Below are 14,713 nucleotides of genomic sequence, written 5' to 3'. Positions count from 1 at the left end.
CTTTTTTTTGTATATTTCAATAATGAAACGAAGAAATATGATTTGGTTTTTAGTAATGCTCTTACCCGTTGGTTTAACTGCTTATTATTTTTATCCCGAAAAGAAATTACCTCAGGGGAGGGTTGTAGATAAAGTGGTTGTTTATAAAGGTAAACGACAAATGGAAGCCTATTTGGGAGATGAACTACTAAAGACATATACTATTTCGTTAGGTAAAAACCCTATAGGGCATAAACAATATGAAGGCGATAATAAAACACCCGAAGGCACTTATGATATAAATGACCGTAACCCGAATAGTGGTTACCATAAAAACTTGGGAGTGTCTTATCCCAATGATAAAGATATCGCATTTGCCGAAAAAAGGAGAAAGTCAGCAGGGGGAGCAATCAAGATACACGGGTTGCCCAATAGTAAAGGTTATATTGGTAAATTTCACCGATGGAAAGACTGGACAGCAGGCTGCATAGCGGTAACCAATGAAGAAGTTGACGAGCTATATAAGGCGGTAAAACAAAATGCAATTATTGAGATTTATCCCTAATTGCATTTAGTATAAAAAACAAACCCTCACGATCTCCACCGTGAGGGTTCAACTAACTAAACTTAAATATGAAAAATATTCCTGATTGATGGAATCAAATTAATTAAAACATTCCTCCGCCGGATTGTTTTGTGTTATCATCACGTTGCTTGCGTTGCATAGCTCTGTTCTTCCCTCCGCCAAACCTGTAGTTAAGTCCGAAATATACCGAGCGGCTTTCCCAACGGAATTCACCATTTTGCGGAAACGGGTTTTTAGAATCGAAACCATAGCGCATCGTGTTAAACATATCGTTAAAACGCAGACTTAACGACATCTTGTTGTCCAGTAGCGTATATCGCGCTCCTGAATCTATTTTATACATTTCTTTTGTATTGTTTTGTACACCATCTACACCGCCTCTATAAAAGCCAAATAGTAAAAAACTAAGTCTTTCATTTGCTTTAAAATTACTATTAAGTCTAGCATTTATAGCAGCAACATCTACCTCTTTAATAATAGATTCATACTCGCTTGTAGTACCATCTACAAGTACAGATACAACACCTTTTTGAGATATGCTCGAAAAATCTACTGCAGGCTGTATATTCCACCATTTTGTAATTTTATAATTAGCAGATACCTCAAATCCAAATGCAGTGTTTTTGTCAAAATTGCCAAAGCTCATAATTTGGTCTTGTGTATTTTCGGTAGTTTCGTCAGGGTACAGTATTCTGCTTATCTCGTCGTTTATCAGTCTATAAAACACTCCAGCAGTGATTGATGAACCTTGTTCTAGCATTTTAGTGTAATTTACCTCTACCGAGTTGGTAAACTGCGGTCTCAGGTATTGATTACCTAACGATGTAACAAGCGGTGTAGAGAACTCTCTAACAGGTTTAGTTTGTTGCAGGCTCGGTCTGTCTACACGACGGCTATAGCTTACTTGAAACATGTTTTTTTCGTCAAGCGTATAGGTTAAGTATGCCGAAGGATATACGGTAAGATAATCATCATTAAATTTAGCATCCCCTCTATTAAAATTAGCTTCTACTTTATAGCTTTCAAAACGTGCTCCTAACTGGTAACTAAATTTATTGAATTTTTGCCCGAATGTAGCATAAGCCGAGTAGATATTTACATCATACGTATAATTTGAATTTTGTAGTGCTGGGTTGGTTACATTTGGGTTGGTGGTAGTATAATCGTTTTCAGAGCCTATTATTCTTGCCTCTGCACCCAGTTCTAATTTCGATTTTTCGTTTAACGGATTTACATAATCTAAGTTAAGCGTAATGTTTTCTCCGTCGTCTTCTATTTCGTCATTGTACACGGTTGTTACATCGCCTACGGTAGTGTTAAAGCTGGCATCTTGCGAGTTTGAAGAATCGTTATAGTTACCTTCAAAGTCTAATGAGTGCCCTTCTTCGTTAAATTTATGTTTATAAGCTAAGTTGTAGGTGTTGTTTTTGTTGTCAGTATCATAAATCGCCAACTGGTCGGTATTTGTAAATACAGATCCTTCTGGGTATGCTATAGTAATACCTACATTACCTAAACCTTCTCCGTAATTCTGGTTGGTGTATATTGATAGTGTATTTTTATCATTTATATAATAATCCATGCCCAGTTTAGCCAAAAAACCATCATTGTCATTATTAATGTCAAATACTTGACTAGAGTTAATATCTTCTCGGTTTACATTACCATCATTAAAATACTTGCCTGTATTTGAACCTAAATTAGTAAAGAAATTTACTTTACCTGTACGATAATTCATATCGACAGAGTTATTAAATTTAGGTGTTTCACCAAAGGTAACACCAGCATTAAAGCTACCGTTAAAACCATCGTTTGCATTTTTATGCAGTACGATATTAATAATACCCGACATCCCTTCGGGGTTATACTTTGCACTTGGGTTAGTTATCAATTCTATTTTTTTAATAGAGGTAGAGGGTATTTGTTTTAATAATTGAGCAGGGCTCATATTAGTAGGTCTGCCATCTACCAGTACTCTTACATTTTGATTTCCACGCAGCGAAATATTACCATCTTGATCTACATTAACCGATGGTATATTATTCATGATTTCCGATGCTGTACCACCTGCTGTGGTAAGGTCGCGACCTACAGTAATAACCTTACGGTCTATTTTTTGCTCTATAGTAGAAATTTCTTTTACAATTTCTACTTCATTTAGTTCTGTCGCCGTTTCTTCTAAAACGATGCTACCAAGATTTATATTTGTTTTGCTATCGTTAAAGTTAGCCGTGAAGGTTTGGGTTTTATACCCCATAAACTGTATATCGACACTATAGTTTTTAAAAGGAAGATTTTTAATAGTAAACTCGCCATTATCATCAGTAATACCACCTGTAACCACATTGCTGCCTTCTTTTACAACTATGCTTACATAAGGTAATGGCTCTGTAGTTGTTTTGTCGATAACTTTACCTGATAGACTACCTGGATTTTGAGCATACGCAGTGGCTAAGCTCCCAAGTAGGAACAGTAATAATAACTTAAAATTCATGATTGATTTTGATTGATGATTGTTGTAGCTGCAATGCAAGCTACTTTTGTAATACTATTTGTTTTTTAATTGATGATTGATACTAATAAGACAACTATAACAGTAATTTGTTACAACAAAATGTAAAAATATTTTTTATACTTGTTTTTAAGGATTAATGATGTTTTTAAAGCTGCTCTTTTCAAGGCTTTACTAAAATATGTTTATCTTTGCACGCTTAAAAAAGAATATAAAAATGGCATTATCACAAATTTTAACTTCCCACATTGAGACCGCGGTTACCGCTTTATTTGGTATAACTTTAGAAAAAGTAGAGCTACAAGGTACCCGTCGGGAATTTGAAGGTGATATTACTATGGTTATATTTCCCTTATTGAAACAGATAAAGGGTAACCCTGTAGAGCTTGGTAACAAAATAGGCGAGTATCTTACTGAGCATTCTGATATTGTAGAAGGTTTTAACGTGGTTAAAGGATTTCTTAATATTGTAATTTCAGATGCTTATTATGTCAACTTCTTTAATGATATAAAAAGCAATGAAAGTTTTGGGTTTATCGAGCCAGAGCTAGATGGTAAAGCCATGATGGTAGAGTACGCTTCGCCTAATACTAATAAACCACTTCACTTAGGGCACGTGCGTAATGTGTTACTTGGTTATTCGGTAGCCGAGATTATAAAAGCATCGGGTAAAAAAGTATATAAAACCCAAATTATTAACGATAGGGGTATTCACATCTGTAAGTCCATGTTAGCTTGGCAAAAGTTTGGTAATGGTGAAACACCTGAAACAAATGGACTGAAAGGTGATAAACTGGTGGGGAACTATTATGTGGCTTTTGATAAAGCATATAAACAGGAAATAGACCAGTTGAAAGCTGAAGGTAAAACAGAAGAAGAAGCTAAGAAAAATGCGCCTATACTTCTTGAAGCACAAGAGATGCTTCGTAAATGGGAGGCAGGCGATGCTGAGGTTGTAGCCCTTTGGGAAACTATGAATGGCTGGGTATATAAAGGTTTTGAAGAGACCTATGCAAATATTGGTGTTAACTTTGATAGCTATTACTACGAAAGTAACACCTACTTGTTAGGTAAAGACGTTGTAGCAGACGGACTAGCAAAAGGTGTGTTTGAAAAAGACCCTGATGGTTCAGTTTGGATAGACCTTACTGAGGACGGGCTTGACCGTAAAATAGTACTGCGTTCAGATGGTACTGCGGTATATATGACACAAGATATAGGTACAGCAATACAAAGGGTAAAAGATTTTCCCGATGTAGGCGGTATGGTATATACGGTAGGTAACGAACAGGACTATCACTTTAAAGTATTGTTCCTAATACTTAAAAAACTTGGCTTTGACTGGGCAGATAGCCTATACCACTTGTCTTACGGAATGGTAGATTTACCATCGGGTAAAATGAAAAGCCGTGAGGGTACAGTAGTAGATGCTGATGACTTGATGACCGAAATGACCGATACAGCTCAAAAAATATCAGAAGAGTTAGGTAAGCTTGACGATTATTCGGAAGAAGAAAAAACAAGACTGTATAAGATTATAGGTCTTGGTGCGTTAAAATATTATATACTAAAAGTAGATCCTAAAAAACGAATACTGTTCGACCCTAAAGAGTCGGTAGATTTTGCAGGAAATACAGGTCCTTTTATACAATATACCTATGCAAGGATACAGTCATTGGTACGTAGAGCCGATTTTGATTATTCAATAACATTACAGTTAGAAGATGTAACTCTACATGAAAAAGAAAAAGAGTTATTAAAACAGTTGGCACAGTACCCAGATGTAGTGCAAAATGCAGCAGCAGGACATAGCCCCGCTTTAATAGCTAACTATACTTACGATTTGGTTAAGGAGTATAACTCTTTTTATCAAAGTGTACCCGTATTAGGTACAGAAGTAATGAATGAAAAGATTTTCCGTATACAGCTCTCTAAAAAAGTAGGCGATACTATAAAATCTGCTTTTAGCCTGTTGGGTATTGATGTACCAGAACGAATGTAATAAACCACAATTTTTGTGAATCATAACAAGCCTTATTTTTATCAGTCGTTTGCAATTATAGTATTGTCTATAATTGCATTCTTGATATTTAAGCAGTTTTTACCTCGAAAAATTTTCCCTGAAGCGGTTGTTGCCTCTGACAATATAGTAGTAGATAGCCTTGCCCTCGAAGCAATACAGGCTGTAGATACTATTGCTACCGTTGCAGTAGAAGATACGCTACCAGATAAGAAAGTAGTATTTAAAAAACAGAAAGGCATACAGTACCCCTCTGAAAATTTTGACGATTATAAGGGGTATCAACACCTTATGGCTTTTTATGAAAAGTTATTACAGCTTGAAACGAAAGAAGAAGGTAAAGTACGTATAGCTTATTTTGGCGACTCGATGACAGATGGCGATTTGATTGTGAGTGATTTAAGATCTAAATTTCAAGATCGTTTTGGAGGCGAAGGTGTAGGTTTTGTTACTATAGTATCAGAGTCGGCTACTGCAAGAGCTACCATAAAGCATGAGTTTTCTAACAATTGGAAAACAATTTCTTATCTTAATGTAAAACATCCTGAAAGTCCATATGGCGTTAGCGGACAAGTATTTTTTACAAAGCATGATACTGTAAATCCTATTTGGGTAAAATATAGAGCTAACCGCTTTAAAAATCTTTTGTCGCTAAATAACCCTACACTGTTTTACGGTAAATCTAATAATAGAGAAGGGAAAGTGTCAGTTATAACAGGTAAAGACACTATAGTTAAATCATTAGAGGGTAAAAAAACACTTAATACAGTAGCCGTTTCGCCTTATGACCTTAAAGCTTTTAGAGCCGAATTTACAGCAACTGATTCAATACCCTTTTACGGGTTTAATTTTGATGATGGTAGAGGTGTACATATAGATAATTTTTCGAGTAGAGGTAATTCCGGGTTGCCAATATCTATATTCAATACCAGTCTAATGCAAGCATTTAACAAAGAGTTAGATTATGACCTTGTAGTATTACATTATGGTGCAAACGTTCTAAACTATGGTACATACAATTACAATTGGTACGAAAAGCGAATGAAAAAGGTTGTAAAGCATATAAGAGAATGTTTTCCTGGTGTGGCAATACTAATTGTTTCTACAGCAGATAAATCGACAAAGTATGATATGGAAATGAAAACGGATAGTGCTGTTGTGCCATTAGCTTTGTCGCAAAAACGTTATGCTGTACAATCTGATGCGGCATTTGTAAATCTATATTTATTAATGGGAGGCGAAGGCTCTATGGTAAAATGGGTAGAAGAAGTACCCGCACTAGCCAATAAAGATTATACGCACTTTAATTATCGCGGCTCGCAGAAAATAGGGACACTTATTTACAGTCAAATGAATCAAGGGTATGAGCAGTATAAAAAAATGAAAGGGATAACACAAATGATGTCAAAAATGCCTATTGTTATAAAAAAAGATTCTTTAAAACGTAAAACCGATTCTACTCATGCTGAATAAATTACTCAGTATCTTTTTTTCTATTGTTTGTGCAAGTACATGTGCTCAGGTTGATACTACCGAAGTGGTTATTGACAGTATTGTTATTGATACGGTAGCTATTGCTCCTGTTGGTAATAGTATTACTAATGATACTGTAATGAAAGCATTTTTCGAGAAGTTAAAAGTGTTGGAAGAGCAAAAATCAGGTAAAATAAATATTGTACATATAGGCGACTCGCACATTCAGGCAGACATCATAAGCGGTAGAATACGCAAAAATTTACAAGAACGTTTTGGTAATGCTGGTGTAGGTTTTTCATTTCCGCATAGGCTAGCACGTACTAATGGTAGCTCATATATTAAATATAACTCTAATGCTACATGGGCTAATCGTCGTAATATTTACCCTGTAGAAGAGGGTATAGTAGTGGGGCTAAGCGGTATTGCCTTTACTACTACCGATGATTTTGTTATAGAAGCGCAAGTGCGCGATACAGGTTATACATTTAATACCATAAAAATTATAACACCATACAACGCTCCTCTTTTTGATATTGCCACGAGTTCTAAAACTATTGTGTTAGAATCGAGTGTGCCAAAAAAGATAACCCATAAAATAAAAAGTGGTGAAGCACTATCTATTATTGCACAGAAATATGGTACAACAGTTTCGGCTATAAAAAAACTAAATGGTTTACGCTCTAATAACATACGAGCAGGTAAAACGTTACAAATACCTACAGGCGAAATGGAAAAACAGGAAATAAAGCGTTCAGAGTTTATTCCATTGCCAATTGCTACCGATTCACTTTCGCATTATTACCATAGTGAAGAGGTTTTGTCTAAAATATACCTTTTGCCTAATAAAGAAGCCAAAGCGTATAATCTTAATGGATTGATACTCGAAAAAGATACACCAGGCATTATTTACCACAGTATAGGTGTTAATGGTGCTAAAACGGTAGATTATAATAAATATCCGTTGTTTTTTGAACAATTACAAGCTTTAAGCCCAGACCTTGTTATTGTATCGCTGGGTACAAATGAATCTTTTGATAAAATGGAGGTAGCAGAGTATATAGCACAATTAAATATATTTATTGAAAATATACGGGCTAAAAATCCCAAAGCCTGCATCTTGATAATGACACCACCACCATCGCTATTTAAACGAAAATACCCTAATACATTTGTAGCAGCTTATGCTGAAAATATCCTAATGCAAGAAATTGATAAAAACTATGCTACTTGGGATATGTTTTCTGAACTTGGTGGGCTATATGATGTAAACAAAAATGCTGCAAAAGGTTGGATGTCATCAGATAGAGTACACTATTCAGTACAAGGGTATGAAAAGCAAGGGGTTTTATTTACTGAAGCGCTTATAAATGCATATAATAACTTTAAAAACAATCGCGAGTAATGTGGAATGATATTTTGCCACATATAAATTGGCAGGATGTACAACAGTGGTTTACTTATGACCCTAAAAGACCCTTATTGTTTAATTCGGGTTTGTTTCTTGGGTTCTTTATTGTGTTTTACGCGCTCTATATTTCGCTAAAGAAAACATTTCATGCTCGTATTTTTTATGTAATATGTTTTTCACTTTTCTTTTACTACAAGTCTAGTGGAATGTATTTCTTATTACTAATGTTTACTTCTACATTAGATTATACACTAAGTTATTTTTTGTATCGCGAAACTCGCCTATTGCAACGAAAATTATATGTACTATTTAGTATAGTAATTAATCTCTCTTTGTTGGGCTATTTTAAATATACTAATTTTTTAATAGGTACATATAACGACTTATTTAGTGGAGATTTTACATTATCTAACGTAATTCTTCCTGTAGGTATTTCATTTTATACTTTTCAATCTATTAGTTATACCGTAGAGATTTACCGTAAAGAGATAACGCCTGCCAAGAGTTTTCCGGATTACTTATTTTTCGTGTCGTTTTTTCCGCAGCTTGTAGCAGGACCCATAGTGCGAGCAAAAGATTTTATCCCAAAAATTTATGAAAAGCTAACAATAACAAGACAAGAGGTAAATTATGGTTTATTTCTTATTGTAGGGGGGCTTATCAAAAAAGCGATAATCTCCGATTATATTTCTGTCAACTTTGTAGATAGGGTTTTTGATGCGCCTAATAGTTATACTGCTTTCGAGAACTTAATGGCAGTATATGGCTATAGCATACAAATATATTGTGACTTTTCGGGCTATAGTGATATGGCTATTGGTATAGCGTTATTGCTTGGTTTCGAACTTCCACCCAATTTTCGTACCCCTTATAAATCGGCAAGTATAACCGAGTTTTGGCGTAGGTGGCACATATCGTTATCTACTTGGCTTAAAGATTTTCTTTACATCTCGGTAGGGGGTAATCGTCGAGGTTCTTTTGCAGGATTTTTGTTCCCTGTTTTGTTTTTTATAGCTACAATGACTTGGGGTGTAGTGCAACTAGATGTTAGCCATTGGCCGCTTATTATAAGTAGTAGTGCATTAGTATTATTTATACTATCATTTTTATTAGCTAAAGATAAACAAAGAACAATGGTAACTAATGTAAACTTAATGACTACTATGTTGTTAGGTGGGTTATGGCATGGTCCTAGTCTTCGTTTTATTGTATGGGGAGCATTGCACGGTATGGGGCTTGCGGTACATAAAATAGTTACAGAGTTTTTCCCAGCATCAAAAGGCAATAAAACAATATTTAGTGCATTATGTAAATTTATAGCTGTAGTGATAACCTTCCATTTTGTAGCATTTTGTTGGATATTTTTCAGAGCCAAAGATTTTACCCTTGCGCTTGATGTAATACATAACATTGGTAAGGTAACATTTGACCCTGAGCAATGGAAAACAATAATTATGGGGTATAAAAATGTGTTTTTATTAATACTTATTGGGTATATATGGCACTTTACACCCGATAGTATAATTAATACCTTACGCCAAGCATTCAATAAAACCCCATTGGTAATGAAAGCAATACTACTTGGTTTTGTTTTTTGGATGGTATATGCAACTGCTTCGGCTGAAGCACAACCATTTATTTATTTTCAGTTTTAAATATAACAATTTTAAATAATTTAGTTTTTTTTTATTGATAGTTTAATTTTAGAGGTTTTATAAAGAGTAATGATTGAAAAAAATCTTAAATTACGCCTTCAAACTATTTAAACTATGAAAAAAACACTACTACAACTAACTTTATTTGTATCGCTTTTTGTTGGTTCGACTGCTTTAGCACAAGATCCGTACAGCCTTAATGTATTTGACCAAGCCGTTTATTATGGCATGTATGAAGGTACTGTAGATGAACCCGTTCCTGAAGGGGCTATAAGAAATAGCAATTCATCTTATGGTAAAATGCTTACCGAAGAGCAACTGAACTCTTTTGGTAATACACTAACTATGACAGTTACTCTTAATCCTCTTTGTGATAATTATGACAGGATAGGTAATGTAAACTTGGTATTGGTTCCTAAAGGACAAACATCATACGTTTATGGAGAAGTAGGAAGATTAGAAATAGGTCGTTTTATTACTCCTTTTATGGATAAAAACGTAACTGATCCTAATGCCGTTCCTTATGTATATGAATTAGATCATCTTACAAAATTGTTTCATAATGAAGCTATTACAGACGATTTTGATTTTTGGGTAGAACTTGAGGTATATGGTTACCAAGGTGGTCCTGGTCAAGGTGGAGCTGCGGTAGAAATTGATGGTTGTGAAGACAGAAATGATGTGTATATGGGCTCTTTAGATTTTACTTCTACTTTTGACGATAGTGTTGATAATACAGATAACTATGTAATATCTTTATCGCATAAATATGAATTAAAAAATTATACGTTTGACGGAACTGATGTTTTAGGACAAACTGTAAAAACATTTAGTTTTACACTAGAGCAAGATGTTTCTAACGTAAAACTTTATCTTATAACCTCAAACCACGGTTCTAATAATGGTGGTGAGGAGTACATTAGACGTAATCATTTTGTATATTTTGACGATGCACAAGTGCTAACCTATAAACCAGGTGGTGTTTCTTGTGTGCCTTATAGATATTATAATACACAACCAAGTTGTATTTATATTGACTGTGGAGCTAATCCTCAGGTTTATAGACCCGATACTGATGCAGCATGGGCTTGGAATAACTGGTGTCCAGGGGATAAAATCCCTAATCGTGTTGTAGAGCTTGGAGATCTTAGTGCAGGAGAGCACAGTTTTAGAATAGAGGTTCCAGATGCACAATTTGCCGATAATCAAGGGTATTTCCCAACGTCAGTATACTTGCAAGGTGAAGCACCAATGCTTAGTACTACTGATTTTGATATGGCATCTTTTAGTGTTTCTCCTAACCCTGTTGTAGATGTTGTTACTATAAATACTACTGATAATGCAATGGTAAAAAGAGTAAGTGTTACTAATACTTTAGGGCAAACAGTATATACAGGAACTACAAATAGTGCTGATCTTTCTACATTGCAAAGCGGTGTATATATTATAACAGCAGAATTTAATAATGGTATTACAGCTACAAGAAAAATTGTTAAGAAGTAGAAAAAATGTTTAGCTAATTTTATTAAAATCCGTCACAATCGTGGCGGATTTTTTTATGCTACTAATATAATTATATTAGTAATTATTACAGTTGTTATAATAAGATATAGGCAACTAAAAACTAAGTTTTATTAAAGCATTAGGAGTGCGCTCTAGTGCATAGGTGTTTACTACCTCAATATCATCATTGGCATTAATACGGTAATAGCGATTAATGATATTTTTACGATTAAAAATATTAAGTATCGACAGCCCAAATTGCATTTGTACTTTAGGGTTTATATCCCAGCGGTAAGAAGCAGAAAAATTCACTTGCAAAAAATCATTTAGATTATCAGTATTAGGGTATTCATATAATATAGATGGGTTTCCATTATTATCATATATAGGTATATTGAGCAGTGGTTGTGTTACTGGTTTACCTGTAAACCACTTAGACCCTAATGCAATTTTAAAGTTATTCCATTCGTATATAGCTGCTGTATTTATACTATGATTTATTTCAAAGTTGTTGCTAAACTTTATGGGTTCTATATCTTCAAAGCGGTATTTATTATTGTTCCAAGTATAGCTTAACCATGCATAAAAATTACGATATTGTTTTTGTATTAAAAATTCAGTGCCATATACACTATAATTACCTGTAGACTCTACTTGTTCTAGTTGATTTTGAAAAGCCTGACTATAAGTAGTAATGCCATTTACTCTTTTATAAAAATTATCTATAGCTACAAGCCATCCCTTGTCTTTATAAGTTATTCCTGCAGAAACTTGGCTACTGTGTTGTATTGGTACATCAATATCATTAGCGAGTACCCATCGTTTGTTTTCTATTCCCAAAAAATCAGCTTGTAGTTCTACTATCTGTGTTGTAGTTTGGCTCTTCAGTTCGGCAAGTATTTCCATTTGCCAAGTATCGTTCATTTTATAATTAAATTGTAGGCGTGGTTCCATATATATGGCTCTTAGCTGTTCAATATAGTTAAAGCGTAATCCTGTTCGTACATACACTTTTTCTTGTTCGGGGTTATATTCTATTTCACCAATTATTGCATGTGTGCGTAAAACTTGGTTAGTGCTTCGCACTGATTCAGGATTACTCATTACATCTATATTCTCTACTTTCAATTGATCAAGTTGGTAGCCACTATGTAGCTTATACATATTGGTTAGCATATTAACATTGCTATACCGAAAACCATAGGCCTGTATTTTATTTTCCTGTTTTATAGTCTCTTCTGTCTCTAAGGCTCTATTAGTTCCATCTACATCATAAAAAGAGCCGTAAATACTAAAATTACTACTATTGTTTTCATTCCACTTGGTCTCCCAGCCCGCGGCTACACCAAGAGTCTGTTGATTTAAGCTACTAAGGGTGGTTATTATATTTGTAGCATTTACAGTACCTTGTGTAAAATCTAAACTATTATCTATACCTATCAGATGTAGGTATACATCATGTTTATCATTTATTTTTTGATGGTATTGTCCTGTAAAATCATAAAAATAAAATTCTTTATCACTTTTATAATTTACATCAGTACTATTAGCAAGTTCTGTAACTATAGTGTTTTGAAATATTCGTTGTGAATATTTTGTATAAGTAGGGAAGTCAAGTGCATCTGTAAAAGAACGACGAGCCGAGAGTTCAATATTTGCTTTTTCTGAAATTTTTAATTTAGTATAAAAATCTGCATTTATCATATTACTACCAATACTTGTATTTCCGTTTTCGATGTTTGATGTTTTAGAAGAGATATCAACCACACTCGAAACGCTTTCGCCATAAAATGCCGAAGTACCATTTTTGGCAATTTTTATGTTATATGCAATATTGGGGTTGATGGCAGAAATTAGCCCGAAAAAATGACCAGTTTGAAAAAGGCGTATACCATTCCACATAAAAAGATTTTGGTCGTGTGTACCTCCTCTTACATTAATATTAGAAACTGTCTCATCTATACTAGTTATACCTGGCAATTGTTGCATAGCAAGCAGTACGTCTGGTTCTATAAGTCCAGGAAGAATACCAAATTTTTTAGGGATAATATTAAAGCTTCCGTCTTTTTTCTTAGAGATACCTGTAGTAAGGTAACGCTCTGTAATAATTTCTTTTAGTTCTAATGGGGCTATTTGTAGCTTTATATTAAGACAATCGCCTGTATATTCGGATATTGATATGCTTACAGGTTTATAGCCTAGATGACCTACATAAATTTTTTCGGGTAATGAAGAGGTGTTTAATTCAAAATAGCCATCTATTCCCGCTACAATACTTTTATTATCGCTTATTTGAATAGAGGCATTTTCTATTATATATCCATACTCATCGGTAATGTAGGCACAGAATTTTTTATTTTGAATTCTAGTGCCTTTATATAATACTATATATTCTCCGTTTTCTTTATAAGTAAGCCCTGTACGATTGGTTATATAAACCAACTTTGCCCGAAGCGGCATAGAAGCTTCGGGCAAAGTTAGAGTGTGTTGAAAAATATCTTTTTCAGCATAATTAAATTTCACATTATGTTGTACTGCAATGGTATCGAGTACCTGTCTTAAAGCAATAAGTTGCTGTCCGTCCTGCCCAAAGGTTTTGGGGGCGAAAAAGAGAATAGATATTAAAAGTAATAAACACTTTATGTTTAATCTCATTCAGAGGTTAATACGATTCTATTACCTGATTTTTCTGCTTTTAAATGATATATACTCGTTATATTATCAAGAGCTGTATCTAAGTCATTCATTGGTAATGCACCATTAAAAGGACTATCAATATTTTCAGGTAGACTTATTGTTATATTATATTGACGTTCCATTTCTGCAATTACATTAGCAAGACTCTCCTTATGGAAATATACTTCATAGTTAATCCAGCTTGGTTCTGCGTTTTCTTCAAGCGGAATGTTTAGGTTCTTGCCATTTTCAAATATAGCACTTTGCCCTGGGGTTAGCAGTATCTCTTTACCATTACTTTTTACCATTACCTTGCCTTCAAAACAGGTAACATCAAAACGGTCTTCGCGCGCTTTTACATTAAACTGTGTTCCTACTACGGTTACAGTTCCTAAACTGGTAACAACATCAAATTTTTTACCTTTAGCAACTTTAAAAAATGCTTCGCCTTCAAGTTCTATTTTACGGTTGTTATCCCAGTTCCATGTTTTAAACTCAGCCTTAGAATCTGCATTTAGTACTACCGATGAATTATCGGGTAATAAAAATTCAGTACGCGTCCCTGCTTCTGCTATCGTGTTAGTAGTATGTGTAGTGTAGAAAAAATAAGATACTCCTAAAGTTACTACTAATACAGCAGCAATTTTAGCTATCCAAGGTGTTAATTTTATTACCTTATTTTTCTTGTCCTTATTACGTATAACATTTTGGTAAATATGATCTACATCAGTATCAGGTGCAGCTAATGCTCCTGAATATTCTTTAATTTTACGATATGTTTCAAAGCCAGGCAACGCTTCAAACTCCTGTAACTCTCTCTCGGTCATCCTACCATCAAGCCATTTTGCCAGTTTTATATCATCTTTCATTATTCCTCGTTTTTATATATAACAGTTAT

General features: G+C 34.3%; 9 protein-coding genes. 6 read left to right on the top strand and 3 right to left on the bottom strand.

Features of this window, described 5'->3' with window-relative positions:
- Window positions 1–22: 22 nt before the first annotated feature.
- A complete protein-coding gene (locus DVK85_RS02225; RefSeq protein ID WP_114676869.1) occupies window positions 23–544 on the top strand; it encodes a L,D-transpeptidase family protein in 522 nt (173 codons plus the stop codon).
- 103 nt (window positions 545–647) lie between these two features.
- On the opposite strand, the gene DVK85_RS02220 is transcribed toward DVK85_RS02225, so the two are convergent.
- Window positions 648–3,059, bottom strand: coding sequence for a TonB-dependent receptor domain-containing protein (locus DVK85_RS02220; protein WP_114676868.1), 2,412 nt, complete (start codon window positions 3,057–3,059; stop codon window positions 648–650).
- A gap of 235 nt (window positions 3,060–3,294) precedes the next feature.
- Here DVK85_RS02220 and argS point away from each other — a divergent pair, with 235 nt between their 5' ends.
- The 5 genes from argS to DVK85_RS02195 all read left to right on the top strand — a co-directional run bounded on the left by argS (window position 3,295) and on the right by DVK85_RS02195 (window position 11,139).
- On the top strand, window positions 3,295–5,079 hold the full coding sequence (gene argS, locus DVK85_RS02215) for an arginine--tRNA ligase (protein ID WP_114678957.1): 1,785 nt from the start codon (window positions 3,295–3,297) through the stop codon (window positions 5,077–5,079).
- Between the two features lie 15 nt (window positions 5,080–5,094).
- Window positions 5,095–6,570, top strand: a complete 1,476-nt coding sequence (locus tag DVK85_RS02210) for an SGNH/GDSL hydrolase family protein (protein ID WP_114676867.1) — start codon at window positions 5,095–5,097, stop codon at window positions 6,568–6,570.
- Window positions 6,560–7,975, top strand: a complete 1,416-nt coding sequence (locus tag DVK85_RS02205) for a GDSL-type esterase/lipase family protein (RefSeq protein ID WP_114676866.1) — start codon at window positions 6,560–6,562, stop codon at window positions 7,973–7,975. Before DVK85_RS02210 ends, DVK85_RS02205 begins: the two co-directional genes overlap by 11 nt.
- Complete coding sequence (locus DVK85_RS02200) at window positions 7,975–9,636, top strand: MBOAT family O-acyltransferase (protein ID WP_114676865.1); 1,662 nt, start codon at window positions 7,975–7,977, stop codon at window positions 9,634–9,636. The genes DVK85_RS02205 and DVK85_RS02200 overlap by 1 nt, the downstream gene beginning before the upstream one ends.
- Before the next feature lie 114 nt (window positions 9,637–9,750).
- Window positions 9,751–11,139, top strand: coding sequence for a peptide-N-glycosidase F-related protein (locus tag DVK85_RS02195; protein ID WP_114676864.1), 1,389 nt, complete (start codon window positions 9,751–9,753; stop codon window positions 11,137–11,139).
- 114 nt (window positions 11,140–11,253) lie between these two features.
- Here the strand turns inward: DVK85_RS02195 and DVK85_RS02190 are convergent, their stop codons facing one another.
- Together DVK85_RS02190 and DVK85_RS02185 are read right to left on the bottom strand one after the other, a co-directional pair.
- The gene (locus tag DVK85_RS02190) at window positions 11,254–13,794 is read right to left on the bottom strand and encodes a TonB-dependent receptor plug domain-containing protein (protein WP_114676863.1); all 2,541 of its coding nucleotides are present in this window, start codon (window positions 13,792–13,794) and stop codon (window positions 11,254–11,256) included.
- Window positions 13,791–14,684, bottom strand: a complete 894-nt coding sequence (locus DVK85_RS02185; RefSeq protein WP_114676862.1) for a FecR family protein — start codon at window positions 14,682–14,684, stop codon at window positions 13,791–13,793. The genes DVK85_RS02190 and DVK85_RS02185 overlap by 4 nt, the downstream gene beginning before the upstream one ends.
- Between the last annotated feature and the right edge of the window lie 29 nt (window positions 14,685–14,713).

It is taken from the genome of Flavobacterium arcticum, from assembly GCF_003344925.1.
GTDB lineage: Bacteria > Bacteroidota > Bacteroidia > Flavobacteriales > Flavobacteriaceae > Flavobacterium > Flavobacterium arcticum.
The sequence above is the reverse complement of the archived record's forward strand: the minus strand, read 5'-3'. Positions and strand labels throughout refer to the sequence as shown.

Excerpts from the sequence above, each read along its gene's own strand:
- DVK85_RS02225 (WP_114676869.1), top strand. The coding sequence starts at position 23 with ATGAAACGAAGAAATATGATTTGGTTTTTAGTAATGCTCTTACCCGTT.
- DVK85_RS02220 (WP_114676868.1), bottom strand. The coding sequence starts at position 3,059 with ATGAATTTTAAGTTATTATTACTGTTCCTACTTGGGAGCTTAGCCACT.
- argS (WP_114678957.1), top strand. The coding sequence starts at position 3,295 with ATGGCATTATCACAAATTTTAACTTCCCACATTGAGACCGCGGTTACC.
- DVK85_RS02205 (WP_114676866.1), top strand. The coding sequence starts at position 6,560 with ATGCTGAATAAATTACTCAGTATCTTTTTTTCTATTGTTTGTGCAAGT.
- DVK85_RS02200 (WP_114676865.1), top strand. The coding sequence starts at position 7,975 with ATGTGGAATGATATTTTGCCACATATAAATTGGCAGGATGTACAACAG.
- DVK85_RS02195 (WP_114676864.1), top strand. The coding sequence starts at position 9,751 with ATGAAAAAAACACTACTACAACTAACTTTATTTGTATCGCTTTTTGTT.
- DVK85_RS02190 (WP_114676863.1), bottom strand. The coding sequence starts at position 13,794 with ATGAGATTAAACATAAAGTGTTTATTACTTTTAATATCTATTCTCTTT.
- DVK85_RS02185 (WP_114676862.1), bottom strand. The coding sequence starts at position 14,684 with ATGAAAGATGATATAAAACTGGCAAAATGGCTTGATGGTAGGATGACC.